Here is a 26,459-nt window from a genome sequence, read left to right as displayed (position 1 = left end):
CCAGGATTCCCCATGAGCCTCATCGAAACCAAGCAGCAGCAAGTCGAAGCCACTCTACGCCTGGCGCCGGTGGTGCCGGTGGTGATCATCGACGATGCCAAGGCGGCCGTGCCGATGGCGCGCGCGCTGGTGGCCGGCGGGATTCCGGCGATCGAGGTGACTTTGCGTACGCCGGCGGCGCTGGAGGCGATCCGCGCGATCGCCGCGGAGGTGGAGGGCGCCGTGGTGGGCGTGGGTACGGTGCTGACGCCGCGGGATCTGGAGAATGCGCGGCAGGCTGGCGCGAGGTTCGCGGTGTCGCCGGGTGTGTCGCCGAAGTTGCTGGCGGCGGCCGACGACAGCGACCTGCCTTTGCTGCCGGGTGTGGCGACTGCGTCTGAGGCGATGAGTCTGTTGGAACGTGGCTATCGCCATTTGAAGTTTTTTCCGGCGGTGCCGGCGGGCGGCCACAAGCTGCTCGGTGCTTGGGCTAGTCCGCTGCCGCAGATTCGTTTTTGCCCGACTGGCGGTATCAGCCTGGCGAGTGCGCCGGAATTCCTTTCGCTGCCGAATGTGGTTTGCGTGGGGGGGTCGTGGCTTACGCCGGTGGATAAGTTGAAGTCTGGCGACTGGGCAGGGATCGAGGCGCTGGCGCGTGAGGCAGCGCAGCTCAAGGCTCGCCCTTGATCGTCATCCCGGCGTAGGCCGGGATCCAGTAACGGTATCGCTCGGTTGTTGCGTTGACGCGTGGGTGTCTCGCCTACGGCGAGTGCTTCGCCCCGCTGCCGCGGGGCGAGTTACTTCTTCTTTGCGTGCCCAAAGAAGAAGTAACCAAGAAGAAAGGGCACCCTGCTTGGCGCCCTCAGCAGCGCAGCTGCTGAGGGTCCGTGAGGGCTGGCCGGGCTTTTTGACAGGGCATCCATGCCCTGATCAAAAAGGCGAGGACGTCCTGTCCTCGCCCCCTGCGGGGCCTTTTCGTCCAGCCCTCACCGCCGGCGCCAAGGGGACCCGGTAGATCAAGAGCAGAAGCGCACAAGCGGAACGCCGCGGCTGCGCCGCGTGCTCTTCGCCCGATTTTCGCCGCGCGCTGCATCCCCCTCTCCCCTCCGGGGAGAGGGTCGGGGTGAGGGGTCGGTGCTGGCCATAACCTTGAATCGAGCGACAGCAAAAAGCCGGCCCGGTTACCCGGGCCGGCCATATCACTCCATCACTCGCCAACCTCAGTTGACGCTGACGGCACTCCACGCCGAAGCCACACCCGCATACTGCGTCGACGTCGTGCCATACAGATCCGCCGCTGCCTTCAGCGTCGCCGTACGCGCCGCCGCATAGTTCGTGTTGGACGTCATATACACCGTCAACGCCCGATACCAGATCTTCTGCGCCGCATCGCGCCCGATGCCGCCGGCCGCGGTGTTGCCGTTGCACACCAGCTTCGCCGCCGTCAGGTTGGCCGAGCTGCCCGCGCCAAAGCCCGCCGGCACTACGGCGCCTTCGGCCAGCAGATAGAAGAAGTGGTTGCCCACGCCCGAGCTGTAATGCACGTTGAGCGAACCCACCGAGCTGCTCCAGCAATCGGCCGAGGCGCCGTCCAGGCTGGGCTTGAACATGTAGCGCAGCGCGGTGGTGCCGTTGGGATTGCTGCGGTAGATCTTCTCGCCGATCAGGTAGTCCGGGGCGTCGGTGCCGTTGTTGGCGTAGTACTCGACCATGGTGCCGAAGATGTCGGAGTTCGCTTCGTTCAAGCCGCCGGACTCGCCGGAATAGGCCAGGCCGGCGGTGGCCTGCGTCACGCCATGGCTCATCTCGTGGCCGGCCACGTCCACCGCCACCAGCGGGAACCAGGTAGTGCCGCCGTCGCCGTATTCCATCGCGCTGCCGTTCCAGGCGGCGTTGTTGGAGGTGTAAGTGCCGCCGCCGACATTGATCTTCACGTGGGCATAGCTCTTCACGCCCTTGCCGTCGTTGAAGATGCCGTTGCGGCCGTGCACGTTCTTGTAATAGTCCCAGGTCTTGGACACGCCGTAGGCGATGTCGCCGGCCACGGTGGCGCGGTCGCTCTCGGCGTTGTTGCCCCAGGTGTTGTCGGTGTCGGTGAACAGCGTGGCATTGCGCAGGTTCGCCGAGGTGTCGTTCCTGCCCTGCGCGTCGTACACCGAGCCGTTGCCGCGCGAGGGATCGATCATCTGGTAGCCGCCGCTCACCGAGTTGGTGACGATGCCCACGTTGCCCACCAGCAGGGACTTGCCGGTGCCGTTGGCGGCGATGGTCTGGAACAGGTTCCAGCGGTCCAGCACCTTGCCGCTGGAGGCATCGACGAAGTAGCGCATGTTGGCGGTGCCGAAGGTGTCGGACGCGCCCTGCACGTTCACCTCATAGGCCAGCACCGGCTTGGCGCCGCGCGCATAGATCACCAGGCCGCGGCTCTCGATGCTCTCGATCTCGCCGTTGAAATCCTTGCCGGCGGCAAGCTGTGCCTCTTCGGCCGTGGTGCGCGGCGACAGGCTCGGGCGGCCGCGGCCGCGCAGGGTGAGGCTGGCTTCGCGGAAGCGGCCGTTGTTGCTGTGCACGACCACGTCGCCGCCGATCACCGGCAGGCCGCGGTAGCTGCGCTGCATGCGCACGTGTTCCGTGCCGTCGGGATCGACGATCACGTCGGTCGCTTCGAACGCGTCGTCGCTGTCGGCCTGCAGCGCGGCAGGCTGCTGCTTGGCGAGACCCTTGGCGACGCCGGCAATGGCCAGATGATCGAAACGTGCAGCTTGCGCGCTGCCGGCGACGGTCAGCGCGGCGGCGATGGAGAGGCTCAGGACGTAAGGCTTCAAAGACATCACGACACTCCTGGATAAAAGTGGGCAAAAGGGCAGCGCGGCCGCATGCGTTGCGCATGCCGCCGAACAGGCACCGATAAGAAAGCTCCCTAGAGATCCCTCCCCTGAGCGCGGCTATCCTCCGGGTGCATCCATCGCAAGAACATAGGAATGTTTCGTAAGTTCTTCACGGGTCTATCACGCAAGGCTCGCGCAAGTGGCGGGTGTGATGTGCATCGAATTTCGATGGCGAGAAATGCTCGCGAAGTACTGCAATGCAGAGCCCCTCCCCCACTGGGAGAGGGGCTGGGGTGAGGGTACGCGCGGAGCGCAAGAGTGATGTGCTTCGCTCCGGCCGGACCCTCATCCGGCTGCCGCCACCTTCTCTCCCACGGGGACTACCTTCGGATCGCCGGAGGGAGAAGGATTCAAGCGTGAGTACCGAAGCAATGGTGAAGGCAGCTATTTACACGCCGCGTTCAAGCCCGAAGCCTTCGTCGATCCATCCGGTCAGCCCGCCGATCATTTCCTTCACCGGCCGTCCGAGCTGCGCCAGCTTCACCGCCGCCTTGTTGGCGCCGTTGCAATGCGGGCCGGCGCAATACACCACGAACAACGTATCGGCCAGGAACTCGCTCAAGCGCTGCTCGCTGATGGTGCGCGTGGGCACGTTCAATGCGCCAGGCAAGTGGCCGGCGGCGTACAGGGTCGGCGTGCGCACGTCGAGCAGGACGAAATCCTTGTCCTCGTGCTGCGTGGCGTAGTGCACGTCCGCGCAGTCGGTTTCGAAGCCCAGGCGCGCCTGGAAATGGGCCAGGGCCTGCGCGCTGGCGGCGGCGGGGACGCGGTGGACGACGCTGCTCATGGGGCGGTACTCCGTGCTGAGGATGGTGCCAGTGTGGGCACTGGCGGCCGCCGCCGACATTGGCAAGAATGCCAGGCATCATGAAGAAACCGCCAAAGCGTGCGAGCACTCCGACCGGCCCCGCCAACCGCAACGTGGCGGCGCTGGTGTACGACGGCCTGTGCACCTTCGAGTACGGCATCGCGGTGGAGATGTTCGGCATCGCCAGGCCCGAACTGGACAGCTGGTACCGCTTCACCTCCTGCGCCGTGGATCGCGGCGCGATGCGCGCAGCCGGCGGCCTCAGCGTGCGGGCGGATGCCGGGCTGGAAGGCCTTTCCCGCGCCGGCACCATCATCGTCCCCGGCTGGCGCGGCGCCGATGCCGCGCCGCCGCCCGCGTTGCTCGATGCACTGCGCGCGGCGCACAAGCGTGGCGCGCGCCTGCTGTCGTTCTGCTCCGGCGTGTTCGTGCTCGCCGCCGCTGGCGTGCTCGACGATCGCGCGGCGACCACGCATTGGCGCTACGCGGAGACGCTCGCGGCGCGCTATCCGCGCATCCGGCTCGCACCCGACGTGCTCTATGTCGACGAAGGCAAGGTGATGACCTCCGCCGGCAGCGCCGCGGCGATCGACCTGTCGCTGCACCTGATCCGCCGCGACTACGGCCCGCGCATCGCCAACCAGGTGGCGCGCCGCGCGGTGGTGCCAACCCATCGCGACGGCGGCCAGGCGCAATTCATCCCGGCACCGCTGCCGGAACAAGGCGCCGCCCTGGGCACGCTGCTGGAATGGATGCGCCGCCGTCTCGACCAGCCGCTGCCGATCAGCGTGCTGGCCGAACGCGCGCGCATGAGCGAACGCACCCTGTTGCGCCGCTTCGAGGAAGCCACCGGGCATTCGCCCAAGCAATGGCTGGTGCACGAACGCCTGGCGCGGGCGCGCGAGCTGCTGGAAGGCAGCGACCTGGCGGTGGAGCAGATCGCCGACCGCTGCGGCTTCGGCAGCGCCGATACGCTGCGGCATCATTTCCGCCGCGCGATCAAGCTCAGCCCGGCGCGCTACCGCGAGCGATTCGCGCTGGCGGGGCAGCGGGCATAGAGAAGCGGCCCCATCGCCGCTAAGCTGCGCCCCGTTCCCCGCCGGCATCGACCCATGCTCTACATCCTCCTCGCCATCGGCTGCAGCGTGCTGGTGTCCGTCCTGCTGAAACTGGCGCGGCGCCACGGCATCGACGTGGGGCAGGCGGTCGCCTGGAACTACGTGGCCACCAGCGCGCTCACCGCCTGGGTGTTCCATCCCTCGCTCGACACGCTGGCGCGGCCCGGTGCGCCGTGGATCGGCTTCGTCGGCCTGGGCCTGCTGCTGCCGGTGATCTTCCTGGCGCTGGCCGCCTCGGTGCGCCATGCCGGCATCGTGCGCAGCGATGCGGCGCAGCGGTTGTCGCTGATCGTGTCGCTGCTGGCGGCCTTCCTGCTGTTCGGCGAAGCGGCCAGCGCCTTCAAGCTGGCCGGCATCGGCGTCGGCCTGGTCGCCATGGCCTGCATGGTGTGGCGCGGCGGCGCGGACGAGGCGGAAGCGAGCGCCGCATGGTGGTGGCCCCTGATCGTGTTCGTGGGCTTCGCCGCGATCGACATCCTGTTCAAGCACGTGGCCCAGGCCGGCACGCCGTTCGCCGCTTCGCTGCAGGCGATGTTCGCGCTGGCCCTGGTGGTGGCGCTCGCGATCCAGCTCGGCCGCCGCATCACGGGGCGCATGCGCTTCACCGTGCGCGGTGCGCTGGCCGGCCTGTTGCTGGGCCTGGCCAACTTCGGCAACATCGTGTTCTACGTGCGCGCCCACCAGGCCCTGGCCGACCGACCGTCGCTGGTTTTTGCGGCGATGAACCTTGGCGTGGTGGCGCTGGGCGCCCTGGTCGGCACGCTCGCCTTCCGCGAAAAGCTCAGCCGGCTCAATCTGGCCGGCGTGGCGCTGGCCGCCGTGGCGATCGTGCTGGCCACGCGCGGCTGAGCGCAGGCATGACTTCTGGCGTGTGAAAGCCGGCACTTGCAGCGCCTAAGCTCGGGGACTCCAAGCCCCTCCCCGAAGGAACTCCGATGCGCACGCTCCCCCTGGCCGCCGCCCTGGCCTCCCTGCTGCTCGCCGGTTCGGCGCTGGCCGCCGACAAGCAGGACAAGGACAAGCCCCAGGAAAGCAAACCCGACGCCGCGCTGCTGCAGCCGCAGTCGTCGGAGAGCACCGGCTCCGTGCGCGTGGAAGGCAAGAGCATCGACTACAAGGCGGTTGCCGGCACCCTGATCATCCACGGCAAGGGCGACAAGGAGCACGAGCCGCAGATCAGCATGTTCTACACGGCGTACTTCAAGAAAGGCGCCGACGCCGGCAAGCGGCCGGTCACCTTCATCTACAACGGCGGCCCGGGCTCGGCCACGGTGTGGCTGCACATGGGCGCGTTCGGGCCCAGGCGCGTGGTCACGTCCGACGACAGCCACACGCCCGCCGCGCCCTACGGCCTGGTCAACAACGACTACAGCCTGCTCGATGCGTCGGACCTGGTCTTCATCGACGCGCCGGGTGCGGGTTTCAGCCGCCTGATCGCCGCGGACGAAGACAAGAGCAAGCGCGACGAGCAGATGAAGGAGCGCCGCAAGGAGGTCTACGGCGTGGACGGCGACGGCCATGCCTTCGCGCAGTTCATCACGCAGTTCCTGTCCACCTACGGCCGCTGGAATTCGCCCAAGTACCTGTTCGGCGAAAGCTACGGCACCACGCGCTCGGCGGTGCTGGCCAATATCCTGGAGAACCAGTCCAGCGTCGATCTCAACGGCGTGATCCTGCTCTCGCAGATCCTCAACTTCGATACCAGCATCGACGGTCCGGAGACCAACCCGGGCATCGACGTGCCCTATGTCGTGGCCTTGCCCACCTTCGCCGCGACGGCGTTCTACCACCACCGCCTGCCGCAGCAGCCGGCCGCGCTGGAGCCGTTCCTGCGCGAAGTGGAACAGTTCGCGCTGAACGACTATGCCCAGGCGCTGATGGCCGGCAGCCGCCTCGACGACGCGCGCAAGCAGGCGGTGGCGGAGAAGCTGCACCAGTACACCGGCCTGCCGGTGGCCTATCTGCTGAAGGCCGACCTGCGCGTCACCGGCGGCATGTTCGAGCAGCAGCTGCAATCCGACGGCGGCGTCACCACCGGCCGCCTGGACGGCCGCTTTTCCGGCCCGTCGCTCGATCCGCTGAGCAAGGACTCCGAGTACGACCCGCAGTCCTCGGCGATCAGCGCCGCCTATGTCGCCGCGTTCAACGACTACGTGCGCAAGCAGCTGAAGTACGGCGACGGCCAGCAGTATCGGCTGTTCGCCTCGATCGACAACTGGGACTTCCGCCGCCCCGGCGGCGACGGCGAGCGCCCGATCAACGTGATGCCGGATCTCGCCAAGGCGATGAAGACCAACCCGAATCTGCGCGTGTCCCTGCATGGCGGCTATTACGACCTGGCCACGCCGTACTTCGCGGCCGACTACGAGATGCGCCACCTGCCGATTCCCGCCTCGCTGCAGAAGAACATCTCCTACGAGTGGTATCCGTCGGGCCATATGGTCTATGCGCACGAGGACTCGCTGAAGAAGCTGCACGACAACGTGGCGCGATTTATCGGCGAGACCGACAACGTCAAGTAAGGCCCGCCGGCGGGCGTCCGCGAGTTGCTATGCTTGGCGGGCTACGCGCCCGCCCTTTCCATACCGACTCCGGATTCTCCTATGCGCGACCTGATCGATCGCTACCTCGCCGCTTACAACCGCATGGACGTGCCGGCCATGCTCGATACGATGCATGCCGGCGTGGTGTTCGAGAATTACACCAAGGGTGTACTGAGTGTGCGCACTCAGGGGGTGGCTGAGTTGCGCCATCTGGCGGAGAGTTCGCTGCATTTGTTTTCGGCGCGGCGGCAGATCATCACGGCGTTCCGGGAGCATGGTGGGGATGCCGCCACTGCGGATATTTTGTTCGATGGCACTTTTGCCATCGATCTGCCGAATGGGGTGCGGGCGGGGCAGACTATTGCGCTGACTGGGCGCAGCGAATATCGCGTCAGCGAGGGTAAGTTGGTTTATATCGCTGATTTTAGTGAGTGATGCTTTGCTTGTTGGCCTGGCGTAGGGCGGGATACTTTTGCGGTGTCGCCCGGTTTTTGCGTTACCGCGACTTGGCCGCTTATGCAGCGGGCATTTCGGACGCCTGCCGGCGCCCGAGTCACTTTCTCTTTGCTGGCTCAAAGAGAAAGTAACCAAAGAGAAATAGCCTTAGAGCAAAGGCTCGCGACGCGACTAGAAGGAGCGGTGGGCGGCTGCGGTAACTTGATTAACCTGGGTCTACACGAAACATCAGTGCGTTTACGTAACGGCTGCTTCAACGTGCCGTTGCCGAGAGGATGTTCAGTGACTGAGGCCGGCTTTTAGGCTTAGCCCTGTTCGTCGCGTAAGCGCGCGGCGTAGGTTGGGGTGAGCCGTAGGCGAACCCCAACATGGCGAGGCGCGTGAAGGTGCGGGTGTTGGGGTTCGCCTGCGGCTCACCCCAACCTACGCCACGGCAAGATTTAACGTTACGCTCCGCCCGACCCCTCACCCTGCCCTCTCCCCGGAGGGGAGAGGGGTGAAAGCGTGAGGTAGGCAGGAACGAAGAACAGAAGCTGGCCTCGTTCCTTGAACCTCCTCTCGGCCACGGCACGTTGAAGCAGCCGCTACGCAAACGCACTGTGGTTTCGTGTAGACCCAGGTTAATCAAGTTACCGCAGCCGCCCACTGCTCCTTCTAGTCGCGTCGCGAGCCTTTGCTCTTAGGCTATTTCTCTTTGGTTACTTTCTCTTTGAGCCAGCAAAGAGAAAGTGACCCGGGCGCCGGCAGGCGTCCGGAATGCCCGCTGCATAAGCGGCCCAATCGCGGCAACGCGACAATCGAACGATACCGTTACTGGATTCCGGCCTGCGCCGGAATGACGAGCAAAGCGGCCCCAGGCTCAGCGCGACGCAACAGCGCGTTCTTCCACCGCTGCTGCCGCGCGGAATCGGCCTCCACCAACCACTGCGGCTTGCCCGCCACCAACGCGGCCACCGCCACACCATCCTCATACAGCACCCGCGTACCAACCACCGCCGGCAGGCGATTACCACTCAGCACCGTGCCAACCAGATTGAGCGGATCGCAACCGCTCAGGCAAACGAACTGGCCATCATTCGGCAGCTGCCGGACATGGCGCAGCTTGCCGATCGCCTCCGGCAGCGCGAACTGCTCACCGACCAGGCCCTCGACGAAGCGCCCGCCGCGGATCTCGCCGCGCGCCTCCAGCCGGTGATACACGCGCAGCAGCTCGCGCCACGTCGGCAGCCACGAAGCCTCGCGCTCCAGCAGCTTCCAGAACACCACGCCATAGCGGCGCAGCAGGGTGCGCGCGACGTGCTCGACGTATTCGGCGCGCTTGCCGTCCTTGCCGTCCGGCACCAGCGGCGCGCGTACCAGCGACCAGCGCCCGGCGTCTTCGATGCCGCTCAGCATATGGCGGCGCACGCGGCGATGGCGGTGCGCATCGCGCTTGGCGGCGGGCAGCAGCAAGGCGCGCAGGCCGGCGAAGCTGTCGGCGGTGACGCGGCCGGCGGCGACCAGTTCGCCCAGCGCGTCTTCCAGTTCGGTGCGCAGCAGATGCGCGGCGCTCATCAATTCGTCGAAGAACAGCGCGCCATGCTCGCGCAGCATGTCGGCCACGGCCTGGGCGCGCGAGGACAGCTGCAGCTCCTGCGGCTGGCCCGCGGCGGCGATGCCGCTCCACAGCGCCATCTCCTTGCGCGGCAGCAGCACGATCGGCGTGGCGCGCACGGGGCTGCTGCCGCCGGTGGCGCCGCGCAGGCGGTTCCAGCCGACGCGGCCGGCGCGGCACAGATCGTCCAGCCAGGTGATCGAATAGTCGTCGATGCGCGCCGGCAGCAACTCGGCTTCCCAGGCCCCGGCGGCGGCTTCGTAGCCTTCGAGCTGGGCGATGGCGGCGGGCAGCGCCTCCGGTCCGCTCAGCCGCGCGCCGGGTGCGACGTGCTGCCAGTCGAACTGGAAGCGCATGAAGTCGCGCCGGCTGACCGGCTCGATCTCGCGGCGCAGGCGGCCGATGGTGTAGCGGTGGATGCGCGCCAGCAGGTGGCGTTCGCACCATTCGGTGTCGGCGGCTGCGGGTGTGAACTGGCCCTGCATCACGTAGCCTTCGGATTGCAGGCGCAGCAGGGCCGTTTCGACGTCGCTGCGATCGGCAGCGAGCGAGGCGGCGAGCGTCGCGACCGTCACCGGACCGAGGCCGACCAGGCGCCCGCGCACCATTTCCAGCAACGCGTCTTCGCGCGTCCACGCTTGCGCGAGGAACTCGGCCGGCGCTTCGATCGCCGGCTGCATGGCGATATCGGCATGAATGGCCGCCCACAGCGGCAGCTTCTCTGCCGCTACCCAAACCTGCCAACCGGCGTGAGCCGGTGAACTCAACAGAGTGGCGCGGCGGGCGTTCGCCAAGGCCTGCAGCAAGTGCTCCCAACCGTCGCGCGCCGCTTCCTCCGCGGCGACGAAGCCGAGCACGCTCAAGGCTTCGTGCATCTCGTCGGCGCCACGCACCTGCGGCCAGGCTTCGCCGCGTACCGCGTCGATGGCGTCCGGATCGAGCTTGCCCAGGTCTTCCGCGCTGTCGCCGTCGTTCCAGCGGCGCGTCTGCACGGCTTGGGTGCGGCGCTCTTCCAGCGGCGCGTCGTCCAGGTAGGCATAAGGCGCGGCGGTAAGCACCTCGGCGGCCAGCGGGCTGGCCGTGGTGAGGTCGCGCGCGACCACGCTGATCTGGCCGCTCTCCAGCCCGCGCAATATATGCAGCAAGCCGTCCACATCCATGGCGTCGCGCAGGCAGTCGTACAGCGTCTGCTCGACCAGCGGGTGATCGGGAATCTGCCGTTCGCCGACGATGTTCTCCAGGCAGGCCACCTGGTCGGGGAACACGGTGGCGAGCAGGTCTTCGCTGCGCATGCGCTGGATCTGCGGCGCCACTTTGCGCCCGCCCTGGAAGCGCGGCAGGGCCAGCGAGGTGGTGGCATTCCAGCGCCAGCGCACGGGGAACAGCGGCGCATCCAGCAGCGCCTGCACCAGTACGTGTTCGGCTGTGTTGGAGTGCAGATAGCGCGCCACTTCGATCAGCGGGAAGCTGTGGCTGGTCGACAGCGACAGTACGATGGCGTCCTCGGTCGCCGCCGCCTGCAGCTCGAAATTGAACTGGCGGCAGAAGCGCTTGCGCAGCGCCAGGCCCCAGGCGCGATTGATGCGGCTGCCCCAGGGCGTGTGGATCACCAGCTGGGTGCCGCCGGATTCGTCGAAGAATCGCTCGAACACCAGCTGGTGCTGGGTGGGCAGCGCGCCGAGCGCGGCCTTGGCCTTCGCCAGGTAGTCGGCCAGCTGCTGCGCGGCCGGCTCGCTCAGGCCCAGCGTGTCCCGCAGCCAGGCCAGCACTTCGGGCACGCCGCCTTCGTCGAGCTGCGCACTGATGGCTTCGCGCAGGCGCGACACGCCATGCGAAAGCTCATTGCTGCGCCCCGGCGCCTCGCCCAGCCAGAACGGAATGCTCGGCGGCACGCCGTGCGCATCTTCCACGCGCAGGCGGTCGCGCTCTACGCGCAGGATGCGATAGCTGGTGTTGCCGAGCTGGAAGATATCGCCGGCCAGGCTTTCCACGGCGAAATCTTCGTGCACGCTGCCGATCACCGTGGCCTGCGGTTCGAGCACCACGAGATAGTCGGCGGTATCGGGAATCGCCCCTCCGGAGGTGACCGCCGTGAGCCGCGCACCGCGCCGCGCGCGCAACTGCTTGTGCACGGCGTCGCGATGGATGTACGCGGCACGCGCGCCGCGGCGCGTGGTGAAGCCGTCGGCCAGCATGCGCACGATGGCGTCGAACTGCTCGCGCGGCACGTCGCGATAGGGATACGCGCGGCGCACCAGGGCGAACAGCGCGTCCTCGTCCCATTCCTGGCAGGCCACTTCGGCCACGATCTGCTGGGCCAGCACGTCGAGCGGGCGCGGCGGGATCGCCAGCGTGTCCAGCTCGCCGCGGCGCACGCAGTCGAGCAGGGCGGCGCATTCGGCCAGGTCGTCGCGCGAGGTGGGAAACAGGCGCGCCTTCGGCGTGCCGTTCACCGCGTGGCCGGAGCGGCCGGCGCGCTGCAGGAAGGCGGCGATGGAACGCGGCGAGCTGAGCTGGCAGACCAGGTCGACGTCGCCGATATCGATGCCCAGCTCCAGCGAGGCGGTGGCCACCAGCACTTTCAGTTCGCCGCGCTTGAGGCGCTGTTCGGCATCCAGGCGCTGCTCGCGGGCGAGGCTGCCGTGGTGCGCGGCCACGGCTTCCTTGCCCATGCGCTCGGACAGATGGCGCGCGACGCGTTCGGCCATGCGCCGCGTATTGACGAAGATCAGCGTGGTGCGATGCGCCTGCGCGAGTTCCGCGAGGCGGTTGTAGACCAGCTCCCAGGCATCGTTCGACATCACCGCTTCCAGCGGCACCGGGGTGACTTCGATGGCGAGGTCGCGGGCGCGGGTGTGGCCGACGTCGACAATGTGAATTCCCTTCTCCCCGCCGGGGAGAAGGTGCCCCGGAGGGGGCGGATGAGGGGCCGGGGCTCGCGCTAGCGTTTCGACGAAGCGTCGCTTGCTTTGCTGCTTCCGCCTCGCCGCTTCGTAGGTCCCCCCTCACCCCAGCCCTCTCCCCGCTGGGGAGAGGGGGTAGGGGTTTCGCCAACCAGGAACTTTGCTACCTCTTCGATCGGCTTCTGCGTGGCCGACAGGCCGATGCGCAGCAGCGGCCGCTGGCATAGCGCTTCCAGCCGTTCCAGCGACAAGGCCAGGTGCGAGCCGCGCTTGGTCGAGGCCATCGCATGGATCTCGTCCACGATCACCGTGCGCGTACCGCCCAGCATCTCGCGCCCGGAAGCCGAGCCCAGCAGGATGTACAGCGATTCCGGCGTGGTCACCAGGATGTGCGGCGGCTGGCGGCGCATCAGGTTGCGCTCGGCCTGCGGCGTGTCGCCGGTGCGCACGGCGGTGCGGATGGCGACGTCCGGCAGGCCCAGCGCGGCCAGCTCAGCGCGGATGCCTTCCAGCGGCGCTTCCAGATTGATGTGGATGTCGTTGGACAGCGCCTTCAGCGGCGACACGTACACCACGGTGGTGGCGTCCGGCAGCGCGCCGCCGTGCGCCAGGCCTTCGCGCACCAGGCCGTCGATGGCGGCCAGGAAGGCGGTCAGGGTCTTGCCGGAGCCGGTCGGCGCGGCCACCAGGGTGTGACGGCCATCGCGAATGGAAGGCCAGGCGGCTAGCTGGGCCGCGGTGGGCGCCGGGAACACGCGCTCGAACCACTGCCGGACCGCGGGATGAAAATCTTGCAGGGACATGGGCTTAGGCTCGCCTGGAGCCGGGGCGGAGAGAATATTCTAGATGGGGGCGCGTAAGAGCGCCGGCAAGGCGCCGGCCGGGGTCACTTCCGCCGGTAGCACGCATGAATGACAATATTGCGTCACAGCAATGCGCCGGCGTACTGCGCGCCATTGCCTACGGTTGCTTATCCATCCCGGGGAAAACCAATGTCCGTCGCCCACCCGTCGCGGTTCGCCGTGCTTGCCGTATCCATTGCCCTCGCCCTGTCGGCCGCCGCCGCCCAGGCGCAGGACGCCGACAACCAGCCCGCCGGCAAGAAGAAGCCGGTCGAGCTGCAGGCGGTGACCGTGACCGCCGAAAAGCGCGTGGAGAACCTGCAGAAGGTGCCGATCTCCATGACCGTGCTCACCTCCGAGAAGCTCGAGGCCTTCGGCCAGGCCGGCGACGGCGTGCTGCAGCTGGCCTCGCGCGCGCCGAGCGTGTACGCCGAAACCTCGTACGGCCGCGAATTCCCGCGCTTCTACATCCGCGGCCTGGGCAACAGCGACTTCGACCTCAACGCCTCGCAGCCGGTGTCGATGGTGTACGACGACATCGTGCAGGAGAACCCGATCCTCAAGGGCTTCCCGCTGTTCGACCTGGAGCAGGTGGAAGTGCTGCGCGGCCCGCAGGGCACGCTGTTCGGCCGCAACTCGCCGGCCGGCGTGATCAAGTTCGAATCGCGCAAGCCCAGCCAGGAAACCACCGGCTACGCCCGCGTCTCCTACGGCACCCTGGGCACCGCCAACGCCGAGGCGGCGCTGGGCGGCGCGCTGAGCTCGCACTGGTCCGGCCGCGTGTCGGCGCTGGCGCAGCACCGCGACGGCTGGATCGACAACGACTACACCGGCAAGAAGGACGCGCTCGGCGGCTACAACGACCGCGCCGTGCGCCTGCAGGCGCTGTACGAGAACGGCGACTTCAGCGCGCTGATCAACACCCACGCGCGCTGGCTCGACGGCAGCGCCATGGTCAACCGCGCCAACGCCATCCCGATGGGCGAGAACAGCTTCGCCCCGGGCTTCAGCCGCGACACCGTGTACCAGGACGGCCGCAACAAGCAGCACCTGTTCACCTGGGGCAGCAACCTGCACCTGAACTGGAAGCTCGGCGACTACACCTTCACCTCGATCACCGGTTTCGAGAAGGCCACCACCTACAGCCTGGGCGACGTGGATGGCGGCATCGCCATTCCGCACGACCCGAGCCAGCAGAAGGCGGTGACGCCGTTCCCGTCCGAGACCGCCGACGCGCTGCCGCACGACCGCCAGCTCACCCAGGAATTCCGCCTGGCCAGCAATCCGCAGGACCGCCTGAACTGGCAGGTCGGCACGTACTACTTCCACGAAGACATCGCGATCAACAACTACGACTACGCGACGCTCAACAACCACGTGCTGGACGGCTACGCCAAGCAGCAGCAGCGCACCAATGCGTGGGCGGTGTTCGGTTCGGCCGACTACCACATCACCGACGACTTCGACGTGCGCGCCGGCGCGCGCTACTCGCACGACTCGCGCACCTTCCGCGTCGACCGCCTGCTCTCGCCGATCGGCGGCGGCCCGCTGACCCTGGGCGCCGAGCCGCACGATTCGCGCTGGAGCGGCGACGTCACCGCCACCTGGACGCTCAATCCCAACCTCAACGTGTACGCCCGCGTGGCCAACGGCTTCCGCGCGCCGAGCGTGCAGGGCCGCGTGCTGTTCGCCGACTTCATCTCGCAGGCGAAGCCGGAGACCATCACCTCCTACGAGCTGGGCCTGAAGAGCACGGGCATGGACAACCGCGTGCGCTTCAACGCGGACGTGTACACCTACAACATGCACAACCAGCAGCTCACCGCGGTGGGCGGCGACATCAATGTCACGCGCCTGTTGAACGCGAAGAAGACGCAGGGCTACGGCGCCGAGTTCGACCTGGAGGCCTACCTCACGCCGAACTTCATCGTCACCGCCGGCGGCAGCTACAACCACACCGAGCTGAAGGATCCGACGCTGGCGGTGGCGCCTTGCGGCTCCGGTTGCACGGTGCTCGATCCGCTCAATGCCTCCGGCAACGCGCTGGTCAACGGCAACGACCTGCCGAATGCGCCGCGCTGGATCGGCACGCTGACCGCGCGCTATGGCATCCCCTATGGCGATAGCGGCGAGTTCTTCGTCTACACCGACTGGAATTACCGCAGCGATGTGAATTTCTTCCTGTACGAGTCGAAGGAGTTCCAGAGCAAGCCGTTCCTGGAGGGTGGCCTGCGGCTGGGCTACAACTGGGGTTTCGGTAAGCGCGAAGTGGCGCTGTATGCGCGCAATGTGACGAACAAGAAGGTCATCACTGGCGCGATCGATTTCAACAATCGCACTGCGTTCGTGAATGATCCGCGGGTGGTGGGTGTGGAGTTCCGCACCGAACTCTAATGGCGGCTGGGCGCCGCGGCCTTTTTGTGGCGGCGCCCTCCTTGCTCGTCATCCCGGCGTAGGCCGGGATCCAGTAACGGTATCGCTCGGTTTTTGCGGTGACGCGAACTGGCCGCTTATGCAGCGGGCATTTCGGACGCCTGCCGGCGCCCGAGTCACTTTTTCTTTGCTGGCCCAAAGAAAAAGTAACCCAAAAGAAATGGCCTAAGAGCCAAGGCTCGCGACGCGACTAGAAGGAGCGGTGGACGTCTGCGGTAACCGGATTAACCTGGGTCTACACGAAACCACAGTGCGTTTACGTAGCGGCTGCTTCAACGTGCCGTAGCCGAGAGGACGTTCAAGAACCGGGGCCAGCTTTCGCTCTTCGTTCCTGCCTACCTCACGCTTTCACCCCTCTCCCCTCCGGGGAGAGGGCAGGGTGAGGGGCCGGGCGGAGCGCAACGTTAATTCTTGCCGTGGCGTAGGTTGGGGTGAGCCGCAGGCGAACCCCAACACCCGCACCTTCCCGCGCCTCGCCATGTTGGGGTTCGCCTATGGCTCACCCCAACCTACGCCGTGCGCTTACGCGACGAACAGGGCTAAGCCCAAAAGCTGGCCTCGGTCACTGAAAGTCCTCTCGGCAACGGCACGTTGAAGAAGCCGTTACGTAAACGCACTGTGGTTTCGTGTAGACCCAGGTTAATCAAGTTACCGCAGCCGCCCACTGCTCCTTCTAGTCGCGTCGCGAGCCTTTGCTCTAAGGCTATTTCTCTTTGGTTACTTTCTCTTTGAGCCAGCAAAGAGAAAGTGACTCGGGCGCCGGCAGGCGTCCGAAATGCCCGCTGCATAAGCGGCCAAGTCGCGACAACCCCACCTAGTCGCTACTGGATCCCGCCCTACGCCGGGATGACGAGCAAAAAGCAAGCGTCTAAGCCGCGATATCGCAACATCTGGCGACACAACCAGAGGGGGCCGGCAGGGGCCCACCCCAGCCCATGCAATCCATGCCAATATGCCGCCCATTCCGTCGTGACAAGGACGCCCGGAGGGGGCCCCGGCGCCGGAACTCACGCGCGGGAAACCTATGCGGAACACGAAGTGGTCGCTGATCGGGGGCGAAGGACTCGCCCGAACCTGGGCCTGCGCCCTCGCGCTATGGCTGGCCGCCACCGGCGCGGCCGCCGCCGCCAGCCTCGACGCAGCCCTGCTGCCGAAGATTCAGGGCGCCACCTTCGAAGTGGTCGCCGCCAAACCCGCCGACGACCCGCTCACCTACGAAAAGGCGTTGCCGCTGGACCTGCTCCCGTTCCAGGAGCGCACCGACAAATACCACTCGATCGGCACCGCCTTCGCCATCGGCAAGAACCAGTTCGTCACCGCCGGCCACGTGCTGCTCACCGGCGTGGACAGCCTGTGGGGCGCGCCCTCGCTGCGCGACGCCAACGGCAAGGTCTATGCGATCGACAAGATCGAGAAGTTCGACCTGCGCAAGGACTTCGTGGTGTTCACCGTGTCCGGCAACCCGGGCCCGGAAACGCTGGACGTCGACACCAAGCCGGTGCTCAACCAGGAGGTCTACGCGGTGGGCAATGCGCTGGGCACGGGCGTGGTGATCCGCGACGGCCTGTATACCTCCGATACGCCCGAGCAGCAGGACGGCGCGTGGAAGTGGATGCGCTTCTCCGCCGCCGCTTCGCCGGGCAACAGCGGCGGTCCGCTGCTCAATAAGGAAGGCAAGGTCATCGGCGTGGTGCTGATGAAGTCGGCCAACGAAAACCTCAACTATGCGCTGCAGATGGGCGAGGTGCTCAATGCGCCGGCGCAGGCGGTGATGGACAGCCGCGTGCCGTTCCGCTTCGACATCTTCAGCAGCACGCTGAGCAACACCTTGAAGGGCCAGTTCGCGCTGCCGCTGGGCGTGGCTGAATTCTTCAAGCGCTACGAAGCCGTATTCAACGGCTATATCGACAACCAGCTCAAGGAAATCCTGAGCCGCGATACCGACAAGCTGTTCCCGCGCGGCGACGGTTCCAACCAGCTGCTCTACGGCGCCTCGTGGATGAATACCGTGCCGGGCCTGATCGTGCGCAACAGCGCCGGCGAATGGGGCCTGGTGGAGAAGCAAGGCAACCGCATGTCGCTGGCCGCCAACGGCTATGTGCAGGCGGGCGTGTCGGGCCACAACTTCCTGCTGCATCTGCGCCGCCCGGACAATCTCCCGGCGGACAAGCTCTACAACGACCCCAGCGCCTTGTCCGAGCAGCTGTGCAAGATGGGCATCTTCATGCGCCCGGTCGGCTCGGAGCAGGTGCGTATCACCTCGCTGGGCAAGCCCGCCACCGACAGCGTGTATGTCGACCACTCCCAGCGCCGCTGGCAGCTGCGCGTGTGGACGCTGCCGTTCGCCAATACGCGGGTGATCACCTTCGCCCTGCCGGTGCCGGACGGCTACGCGATGCTGATGCGCTTCGCCTCGGCCGACGACAGCTACGACAACCTCGCCGACATGCGCGCCCTGCTCGACTACATGTCGGTGGGCTACGAGGGCTCGCTGGCGCAGTGGAAGGATTTCCTGAAGAACACCGCCCTGCTGCCCGATGCGCTGAAGTCCGTGCATATCCAGGCGGATTACCAGCAGCGCTTCAGCTACAGCTCCAATCGCCTGGCCTTCTCGGTGACGCCGCAGCTGCAGAAGATCGAGCCGGAAAGCACGCTCACCTTGGGCATGGGCTTCGTGCCCGACCATGGCAAGGTGGTGTGGGACGTCAACGCGGTCTCGCTGCGCGCCAACCCGCAGGAGTCCGACCGCCTGCATATCGAGCGCAACGTGGTGCCGCCGGCGGCGCTCGACGACGACGCCAAGAGCTACTGGGACAAGCTGCTCAAGCGCCGCCACCCTTACGAGGGCACGGCGTACTCGGCCAATGGTGAGACGCGCATCGGTGCGCCGGCCAGCGGCGCGGGTGCGACGCCCGGCGTGGTCTATTCGGTGTTCTATGCCATGGCCGGCTCGCAGGGCCAGGACAGCATGAAGCCGAAGCTCGATCTGCTGATGAAGGATCTGAAGGTGACCGAGCAGTAAGCCGCGCTCTGACGCTTAAGCCCTTCTCCCCTCGGCGACCCGAAGGGAGAAGGGTTCTATCTCCAGGCTTTGTCTCAAGGTTTGGCGCCCGAAGCCGCCGGCGCCGGCCGCGTCAGCGACTTCAGATAATTGGCGACATCCTCTTTCGACACCTGCCCGCGATGCTCGCGGTCGATCTGGTCGAAATGCTTGGCGATGAACGGCACGTTGCCGTTCTGCGCTTCTTCCTTGCTCAGCAGGCCGTCGTGGTTGCGGTCGGCCGCGTCGAAGTTCTTCACGGCGACGTCCAGTTTTTTCGCCATATAGCCGAGCCCGGTCTGGGCGGCCACGGGCGCGGCGAGCGCCAGCGCGATGGCGGCGATGAGAAAACGTTGGCGCACAGGCATGAGCTGCTCCTTTCCGGTGAGTAGGCCCGGTGGCGCCGGGCGATCGGGTACCGCGGCGGTGCAACGGGATACAGCATAGCCGCGTATTGGAGATAACTTTCGGACATCGCCCGTCTACGCATCGCCAAGGCATGCGCCTAAGCTGGTGCGCGTTCGTCTCGGAGCCTCTCGGTCATGTCCCTGCGGATCCTTCTTGCCGACGATCATCCCGTCGTGCGCATCGGCGTGCGTTCCGTCATCGAAGCCCACGAGGCTGGCAAGGTCGTGGCCGAGGCGGGCACCGTCGACGAGCTGCTCGCCCTGCTCGCGGAACAGGTCTTCGACATCCTGGTCACCGACCTGTCCATGCCGGGTCCGTTGAACCCGGACGGCTACGCCATGATCGAGCGCATCTGCCGCAACCATCCGGACCTGCCGGTGCTGGTGCTAAGCATGACCAGCAACGCCAGCATCCTGCGCCTGCTGCAGACCGCGGGCGTGCTCGGCCTGCTCGACAAGGCCTCGTCGATGGCCGAGCTGCCGACGGCGATCCAGGCCATCCGGCGCGGCAGCGTCTACGTGAGCGCGCCGTTGCGCAAGTTGCTGGCGCAGGCGGGCCTGCGCCGGCCGCATGCCGCGGGCCAGCGCCTGCTGTCGCCGCGCGAAGTGGAAGTGCTGCGCCTGGTTGCCAAGGGCATGCGGGTGAAGGAGATCGCGCTGCAGCTCAACCGCGGCATCACCACCATCAGCAAGCAGAAGAGCGACGCGGCGCGCAAGCTCGGCATCCGCAACGATGTGGAGCTGTTCGACTTCCTGCGGCGCGAGGGTTTTTCCGGTTGAACATTCCGGCATGCAAGGATCGCCGCACGATGCATCCGAGGCTTGACGCGCAACCTATTCACGCATGGTGAAAAGCCACCATAAGCGGTTGCAATGTGAGGCGCGGCGAAGCGCCGTTCGGTGGTAATCGGATTGCTCCCAAAAGTGCGTCGAAGCCCGATATCGGCTCATTTTTACAATTCGTACTATGGATGGAGCCGCAAGTCGTTTCCTATGATTCAGCCGTCCAAACCCGCACGGGATGCGTCGTAACTAGCGAGGCAGGCATCCCGTGCGGGCAGCGCATCCGCTTTGCGCTGTCCATCCATCGCGAACCTGACATCGACATCGCCGGAAACAGCGATGGCGGACAGGTATGCCCTGAACAAGGTGGAAAGCGCCGAAGCGGAATGCTCCCAAAGGTCTTTGTCTTCGTGGCATGGCCGACGGACGACGAAGAAGGCCGCGGAGGCGGCAGACAAGCGAACCAACCGATCCACTTCATCCAATGGAGCAACCATGAAGCACATCAAGACAGCCATCTTCGGCCTGGCGCTCGCCGCCACCGCTGGTGCGGCCAACGCCGACCAGGGGCTCATCACCTTCACCGGCGCCGTGTCCGACAGCACCTGCGTGGTGAGCGGCGGCAACGGCAGCAACGGCGCTTTCGGCAACTTCACCGTGGCGCTGGATCCGGTCAGGACCACCGCGCTGGATGCTGCCGCCAAGACCGCGGGGCGCAAGGGCTTCGAAGTGGTGTTCAGCAACGGCCAGGGCGGTTCCTGCGCCACCGCGGCGATCACCAAGGCGCATTTCCGCTTCGTCGGCAGCAGTCCCAGCGTCAATATCGATGGCCGTATGAAGAACGTGCTCGGCCTCACCGGCGCGGCCAATGTCGACCTGCAGATGCTCGATGAGAGCAACGCGGTGATCAATCTCACCAATCACACGCGCAAGGACGTCACGCTCGCCACCACCGGCCCCACGGCCATCAGGTATGGCGTGCAGTACTACGCCACCGGCGTGGCCACCGCGGGCAATGTCCGTTCGGACGTCATCTACGAAGCCAGCTACGACTGAGCCGGTTTCATCTCCGCAAGCGGGCGGCATCGCGCCGCCCGCGATCCATCCGAACGGAAAGCCTATGGAACACATGTTACGCAGCCGCCTGGCCGGCCTGCTTTGGCTGGTCTGCTTATGCGCGGGCCGCAGCGAGGCGGATGTTGTCATCCTGGGCACCAGGGTGATCTATCCCGCCGCGCAGAACGAGGTCAGCGTGCAGCTCTCCAACCAGGGCGAGCGGCCGGCGCTGGTCCAGCTGTGGATCGAAGAGGACGGCGTGATCACCACGCCATCCGAAACCAAGGCGCCTTTCATCGTGTCGCCGCCGCTGGCGCGGATGGAGGCGCACAAGGGCCAGGTCGTGCGCGTACTGCATCGCCCGGCTGCGCTGCGGGAGGACCGGGAAACCCTGTTCTGGTTCAACATGCTGGAAGTCCCGCCCAAGCCCGCGACGGCGGCGGAACAGAACCTGATGCAGTTCGCGGTCAAGACGCGCATCAAGCTGATCTACCGTCCCGAAGGCCTGCCTGGCGACCCTGCGGAGGCGCCCGGCGAACTGAGCTGGGCGCTGGCATCGGACGAACACGCCAGGCCGACGCTGCAGGTGCGCAACCCCACGCCCTACTACGTGAACTTCGCCAGCATCGGCCTGCAGCTCGGCGAAGGCGAAGTGCTGCAGCGTGAGGAAGGCGGCGGCAAGGTCGCGCCGGGCGGGAGCGAGAGCTTCGCTTTCCCGTCGTTACCGAAGAACGGCGACGGCGAACTGAAAGTGGCCTTCACCGCGCTGTCCGATATGGGCGCGCCGATTTCGCTCACCCGGCCGGTGGCCCGCTAGGGTCGTGGCCGCCTTGCTCATGGAGATATCACGCTTGCCGCAGCCACGGAGCTGGGCCTGGTGCGGCTCGCGTGCCCGCCTGCCGCTCATGCGCAGCAAAGCCGCTTCGAACCGCGAACCTCATGCGTCCGCGCCGCCGTACCCCAAGCTGCGGACCGCCTTGTTGCCTGCGCTGATTCTCGGCGCGCTGGTGCGTCCGTCGCACGCCACCGGCGAAGCCCCTGCGCCCGCCGCCGCCAAGGCCGTGTCCTTCCATGAAGGGCTGCTCAACATGGGCGCGGGTCCGCAGGTGGACATCTCGCGCTTCGAGAAGCCCCATGCCGTGCTGCCGGGACGCTATGACAGCAACATCCTGCTCAACGGCGAATGGCGAGCGCGCCTGGACATACGCATCGCCGACGCGCCGGACCACCAAGGCACGCAAGCCTGTTTCGAGCGCGACATGCTCGCGCGCATCGGCATTGCGCTGGACAAGATCGACGCTGAAGCCGTTGCGGGCGGACGCCAGACCCTACCCGCGTCCGGCGAGTTCTGCGGCCCGCTTGGCGACTACATACCCGACGCCACCGCGTCCTTCGACGGCAGCGACCAGACGCTCGCGCTGAGCGTGCCGCAGATCTACCTCCGCCATGAGGCCCGCGGCTATGTGGACCCGAAGTACTGGGATGCCGGCATCAACGCAGGCGCCATCAACTACAACGCATCGCTCTATCGCAACCGCGCAGGCCCGGGCCCGGCGCGCCTCAGCGGCTATGTGGGCATCAACGCTTCGGTCAATCTCGGCTCCTGGCATCTGAGCCACCTGAGCGCCTTCAACTGGAACGAGCGCGGCCGGCGCAGCTACGAGACGGCTGCCAACTATCTGCAGCACGACCTGCCCGCGTTGAAGTCGCAGTTGTATGCGGGCGATCTGTTCACCTCGGGAGCGCTGTTCGACAGCGTCAGCCTGCGCGGCATCGCGCTGCTGGCGGACGACCGCATGCTGCCGGAATCGCAGCGCGGCTACGCACCCAGCGTGCGCGGCATCGCCGAAACCAACGCCAGGGTGGTGATCCGCCAGCGCGACTACGTGCTGCTGGACACCGCGGTGGCGCCAGGGCCTTTCGTCATCGACGATCTCTACCCGACCGGCTACGGCGGCGATCTCGACGTGGAGATCCACGAAGCCGACGGCCGCATCAAGCGCATCCGCGTGCCGTATGCCGCGGTACCGCAGCTGCTGCGCGCGGGGCAGCAGCGCTGGGAACTCGCCGCCGGCAAGCTGCGCCAGCCGGGCCGCGGCAATACGCCCGTGCTGGCCAGCGCGACCTATCAGCGTGGCATCACGGATCTCCTCACCGCCTACGGTGGCGCGATCCTGGCGAGCGGCTATCGCGCGGCGCTGATCGGCGGGGCGCTCAACACGGACGTGGGCGCCTTCTCGCTCGACGTCACGCACTCCCACACCCGGGTCGCCGGCCTGCCGCCCGCCCAGGGCAGCAGCCTGCGCCTCGGCTACAACCGCAACCTGCCGGAGCTGGGCACCAGCTTCGGACTCGCGGCCTATCGTTATTCCACGCGTGGCTACGCCGACGTGGCGGACCTGGTCGACCTGCGCGACGCGGCCAGCCAGGGGAGTGCCGCCGATCGCGCCGCCTTGCGTTCGCGCGCGCGCAGCCAGCTCACCGTGAGCATCAACCAGCGGCTCGGCCAGCGCGGCGGGCAGGTCTTCTTCAATGGCGCGCGGCGGGATTACTGGTCCGGCGGCGCCCGGCAGATCGACTTCACCCTGGGCTATTCCAACCAGTGGCGTTCAATCAGCTACGCGCTGTCGGCCCAGCGCACGCGTGAGACGGTGCGCACGCCGGATGCCGTGCAGAACAACATTCCCGGCGCGAACCTTCCTGGCCTGCGCGACAGCTTTCGCTTCACGCGGCGCGATACGCGGGTGTTTCTCTCCGTCACTGTGCCGCTGGGCAACAGCGGTTCGGCGCCCAGCCTCTCCGCCCTGGTGGAACGGTCGAACCTCGCGGGCCGCAGCGGCCAGCTCGGCATCAACGGGCTGGCCGGCGCCGAGCAGCAGCTCAGCTACAACGCTTCGCTCGCGCGCCAGGGCGGCCGCAACGCCTTCAACGCCTCCGGCCAGTACAACAGCGGACACGGCAACGTGCGCGCCGGCTATGGCCGCGGCGAGGGCTATGCGCAAGCCAGCCTGGGCATGAGCGGCGGCCTGGTGCTGCATGGCGGCGGTCAGACCTGGTCGCCGCCGCTGGGCGAAACGATCGGCCTCGTCCGCGTGCCCGGCGGCCAGGGTGCGCACGTCGAAGGCGGGCAACGTTCGGTGGTGGACGCGAACGGATACGCCGTGGTTCCCAGCCTCCTCGCTTATCAGCGCAACCGCGTCGCCATCGATCCGAAGGGCATGTCCATGGATACCGAGCTGGAGCTGGCCGCGCAGCAGACCGCGCCGCGCGCGCGCGCGGTGGTGCTGCTCCACTACAAGACCCGCGGCGGCCGTCCGCTGCTGATCGACGGCACGCTCGACAGCGGCGAGCCGCTGCCGTTCGGCGCCGAAGTGCTCGACGAAAAGGGCGAGGTGGTGGGCATTGCCGGCCAGGGCGGTCAGGTGCTGGTGCGTGGCATCGAGCAGGCCGCCACGCTCACCGTGCGCTGGGGCGAAGGAGATGCGCACCGATGCCGGCTGCGCGTCGATCCGTCGCCGGCGGCGAAGCGTGGCGGTGAGCTGGAGCACGAGCAGCGAACCTGCGAGACATCGGAGTCTTCGCCGTGATGATTTGCGTGAGCGAAGCGTCAAACCGCATCGGTCTAGTCCGAACTTCCTTGCTTTTAAGAGCCGTCTGATAGTCCTGCCTCGGTTTACTCGCTCAGAATCGCCCTGCTCGATCAAGCATGGCTTCTTGCCTATCACCACGCTCGCGCAGCGATGCAGCGCCGGCCTCCATCGGAACAGTCCACTGTCCACTCGCCTGAGCTATCTCCTGTCTATCCGATGCATGCCCGCAGGCGTGCTGCGCGGCGTCGCCACGCGCCTGCATCGCGCACGGACAACGCTGTTGATCGCCTGCCTGACGACGTTCGTTGCGCTTCCGCTGCAGGCGGGCGTGCTGATCAGCGCCACGCGTTTCATCTACGCCGCGGACCAGCAGGAGATCGGCCTCACACTCGCCAACCGCGGCAAGCTGCCGGTGCTGGTCAAGGCATGGATCGACGAAGGCGATCCGTCCATCGCCGCCGAGCGGCTCAAGCCGCCCTTCCTGCTCACGCCGCCTTTGGCGCGGGTGGACGCCGGTGGCGAGCAGGCTTATCGGCTGCGCTACACCGGCGTGGCCGGCGCACTGCCGCAGGACAGGGAATCGCTGTTCTGGATCAACCTGCTGGAGGTTCCGCCGAGCCCGCCGGAGGAAAGCGACGGGCAGGCCACGCTCCAGCTGGCATTCCAGTACCGGCTCAAGCTGTTCTACCGCCCGGCGGGCCTGTCCGGCGACCCGGGCGATGCGGCGCGCGGCCTGCGCTGGTCCGTCGCCTCGTCGCGCCGGCAGCTCGTCGCCGAGAACGATGCGCCTTATCACGTGTCCCTGGGCCGTCTCGCGCTGGCGTTCGGCAGCGGCGAGACCGAGTTGCCGCCTGCGACGATCGCGCCGCGCTCGCGCACACCGTTCGAACTGCCCGAGGACGCCGTCTCCAGCCAGGGCGAGCTGAGCATCCGCTACGCCTGGATCGACGACTGGGGCGGCCTGGCGACGATCGACAAACCGATCGCGCGCCTGCGCTGAACCGTGACGCGAGGACGTCCATTGCAAGCACCCCCGGACAATCAGGCGATCGTGACCTCGGTGAAGATGCGCGCCAGGGAAAAACTCCTGCGCGACCTGGGCCAGGATTTCATCGAGGCCTTCGGCGATCCGCGCACCGTTGAGATCATGCTCAACGGCGACGGCGTGCTGTGGCAGGAGCGGCTGGGCGAGCGCATGCGCGCCATCGGCCGCATGAGTCCCAGCCAGGCGGAAGCCGTCGTCAAGACGGTGGCCGGCTATTACGGCAAGGAAATCACGCGTAGCAATCCGACCATCGAATCCGAGTTCCCGCTCGACGGCTCGCGTTTCGCCGCGCAGCTGCCGCCCGTGGTCATCGGGCCGACCTTCGCCGTGCGCAAGCGGGCGGTCGCGGTCTTCACGCTGGACGAATACGTCGCCGAAGGCATCCTCAGCCCCGCCCAGCGCGAGGCCATCGGCCAGGCGGTGCGCCGGCACCGCAACATCCTGGTAGTCGGCGGCACGGGTTCGGGCAAGACCACCCTGGTCAACGCCATCATCCGCGAGATGTCCGACGCGGACGGCGAAGAGCGCGTACTGATCATCGAGGACACCGGCGAGATCCAGTGTCTGGCGAGCAACCACGTGCAGTACCGCACCTCGCCCGAGGTGAACATGACGCAGCTGCTGCGCGCCTCGCTGCGCATGCGGCCGGACCGGATCCTGGTGGGCGAGGTGCGCGGGCCGGAGGCGCTGGACCTGCTGATGGCATGGAACACCGGCCACGAAGGCGGCGCCGCCACCTTGCATGCGAACGATGCGCGCGCGGGGCTCAGCCGTCTCGCCATGCTGATCAGCATGCATCCGGACGCGCCCCATCCGATCGAGCCGCTGATCGGCGAAGCGGTGCACCTGCTGGTCTATATCGCACGCACCGCCGGCGGCCGGCGCGTGCAGGAAATCCTCGAGGTCGACGGTTACGCCGACGCGCGCTACCGCCTGTGCCGGATCTGATTGCTCAAAACGTTGAAGGTGAAAAC

The 26,459-nt window shown here is 66.9% G+C and carries 17 protein-coding genes and 1 pseudogene; 13 read left to right on the top strand and 5 right to left on the bottom strand.

Going from position 1 to position 26,459, the window contains the following annotated elements; translation table 11 throughout:
- Positions 1–12 precede the first annotated feature (12 nt).
- Positions 13–666: a bifunctional 4-hydroxy-2-oxoglutarate aldolase/2-dehydro-3-deoxy-phosphogluconate aldolase gene (eda, locus tag ISN75_RS21935; protein ID WP_168648771.1), complete on the top strand. Its 654-nt coding sequence runs from the start codon at positions 13–15 to the stop codon at positions 664–666.
- Positions 667–1,199: 533 nt separating this feature from the next.
- Here eda and ISN75_RS21930 read toward each other — a convergent pair.
- Both ISN75_RS21930 and ISN75_RS21925 read right to left on the bottom strand, forming a co-directional pair.
- Positions 1,200–2,804, bottom strand: coding sequence for a M4 family metallopeptidase (locus ISN75_RS21930; protein ID WP_343818384.1), 1,605 nt, complete (start codon positions 2,802–2,804; stop codon positions 1,200–1,202).
- Between the two features lie 451 nt (positions 2,805–3,255).
- A complete protein-coding gene (locus ISN75_RS21925; RefSeq protein WP_343818314.1) occupies positions 3,256–3,654 on the bottom strand; it encodes a rhodanese-like domain-containing protein in 399 nt (132 codons plus the stop codon).
- Between the two features lie 80 nt (positions 3,655–3,734).
- Between ISN75_RS21925 and ftrA the strand changes: the two genes are divergently transcribed.
- From ftrA to ISN75_RS21905, 4 genes are all read left to right on the top strand, one after another.
- A complete protein-coding gene (gene ftrA, locus ISN75_RS21920) occupies positions 3,735–4,733 on the top strand; it encodes a transcriptional regulator FtrA (RefSeq protein ID WP_343818312.1) in 999 nt (332 codons plus the stop codon).
- A gap of 54 nt (positions 4,734–4,787) precedes the next feature.
- On the top strand, positions 4,788–5,642 hold the full coding sequence (locus ISN75_RS21915) for an EamA/RhaT family transporter (protein ID WP_343818310.1): 855 nt from the start codon (positions 4,788–4,790) through the stop codon (positions 5,640–5,642).
- An 86-nt stretch (positions 5,643–5,728) separates the two neighbouring features.
- On the top strand, positions 5,729–7,315 hold the full coding sequence (locus ISN75_RS21910) for a S10 family peptidase (RefSeq protein ID WP_167252958.1): 1,587 nt from the start codon (positions 5,729–5,731) through the stop codon (positions 7,313–7,315).
- Positions 7,316–7,396: 81 nt separating this feature from the next.
- Entirely contained in the window at positions 7,397–7,771 is a 375-nt protein-coding gene (locus tag ISN75_RS21905; RefSeq protein WP_168648768.1) for a nuclear transport factor 2 family protein, read from the top strand.
- 831 nt (positions 7,772–8,602) lie between these two features.
- On the opposite strand, the pseudogene ISN75_RS21900 reads toward ISN75_RS21905, so the two are convergent.
- Positions 8,603–13,092, bottom strand: a pseudogene (locus ISN75_RS21900) (DEAD/DEAH box helicase).
- A gap of 189 nt (positions 13,093–13,281) precedes the next feature.
- Here ISN75_RS21900 and ISN75_RS21895 point away from each other — a divergent pair.
- Positions 13,282–15,525, top strand: a complete 2,244-nt coding sequence (locus ISN75_RS21895; RefSeq protein WP_343818305.1) for a TonB-dependent receptor — start codon at positions 13,282–13,284, stop codon at positions 15,523–15,525.
- Between the two features lie 1,063 nt (positions 15,526–16,588).
- A complete protein-coding gene (locus ISN75_RS21890; protein WP_167252962.1) occupies positions 16,589–18,586 on the top strand; it encodes a S1 family peptidase in 1,998 nt (665 codons plus the stop codon).
- 74 nt (positions 18,587–18,660) lie between these two features.
- Here ISN75_RS21890 and ISN75_RS21885 read toward each other — a convergent pair whose 3' ends face one another.
- Positions 18,661–18,972 (bottom strand): EF-hand domain-containing protein, encoded by a 312-nt coding sequence (locus tag ISN75_RS21885; RefSeq protein WP_167252963.1) that lies wholly within the window; start codon positions 18,970–18,972, stop codon positions 18,661–18,663.
- A gap of 174 nt (positions 18,973–19,146) precedes the next feature.
- Between ISN75_RS21885 and ISN75_RS21880 the strand changes: the two genes are divergently transcribed.
- Positions 19,147–19,791 carry a response regulator transcription factor gene (locus ISN75_RS21880; RefSeq protein ID WP_167252964.1) on the top strand — a complete coding sequence of 215 codons (645 nt, stop codon included), beginning with the start codon at positions 19,147–19,149 and terminating at the stop codon, positions 19,789–19,791.
- 218 nt (positions 19,792–20,009) lie between these two features.
- Here ISN75_RS21880 and ISN75_RS21875 read toward each other — a convergent pair whose 3' ends face one another.
- Positions 20,010–20,291: a hypothetical protein gene (locus ISN75_RS21875; protein ID WP_343818301.1), complete on the bottom strand. Its 282-nt coding sequence runs from the start codon at positions 20,289–20,291 to the stop codon at positions 20,010–20,012.
- On the opposite strand from ISN75_RS21875, the gene ISN75_RS21870 reads away from it, so the two are divergent.
- The 5 genes from ISN75_RS21870 to trbB all read left to right on the top strand — a co-directional run bounded on the left by ISN75_RS21870 (position 20,290) and on the right by trbB (position 26,433).
- Positions 20,290–20,850 (top strand): fimbrial protein, encoded by a 561-nt coding sequence (locus ISN75_RS21870; protein ID WP_167252966.1) that lies wholly within the window; start codon positions 20,290–20,292, stop codon positions 20,848–20,850. The genes ISN75_RS21875 and ISN75_RS21870 overlap by 2 nt on opposite strands.
- 64 nt (positions 20,851–20,914) lie before the next feature.
- Complete coding sequence (locus tag ISN75_RS21865) at positions 20,915–21,667, top strand: fimbrial biogenesis chaperone (RefSeq protein WP_343818298.1); 753 nt, start codon at positions 20,915–20,917, stop codon at positions 21,665–21,667.
- Between the two features lie 88 nt (positions 21,668–21,755).
- Positions 21,756–24,437 carry a fimbria/pilus outer membrane usher protein gene (locus ISN75_RS21860; protein ID WP_343818296.1) on the top strand — a complete coding sequence of 894 codons (2,682 nt, stop codon included), beginning with the start codon at positions 21,756–21,758 and terminating at the stop codon, positions 24,435–24,437.
- Positions 24,438–24,660: 223 nt separating this feature from the next.
- Positions 24,661–25,440, top strand: a complete 780-nt coding sequence (locus ISN75_RS21855; protein WP_343818294.1) for a fimbrial biogenesis chaperone — start codon at positions 24,661–24,663, stop codon at positions 25,438–25,440.
- Between the two features lie 21 nt (positions 25,441–25,461).
- Positions 25,462–26,433, top strand: a complete 972-nt coding sequence (trbB, locus tag ISN75_RS21850; RefSeq protein WP_343818292.1) for a P-type conjugative transfer ATPase TrbB — start codon at positions 25,462–25,464, stop codon at positions 26,431–26,433.
- Positions 26,434–26,459: the final 26 nt, after the last annotated feature.

Origin of the sequence: Dyella marensis (genome assembly GCF_049532885.1) — a bacterium.
GTDB classification, from domain to species: Bacteria; Pseudomonadota; Gammaproteobacteria; order Xanthomonadales; family Rhodanobacteraceae; genus Dyella_D; species Dyella_D marensis.
The sequence above is the reverse complement of the archived record's forward strand: the minus strand, read 5'-3'. Positions and strand labels throughout refer to the sequence as shown.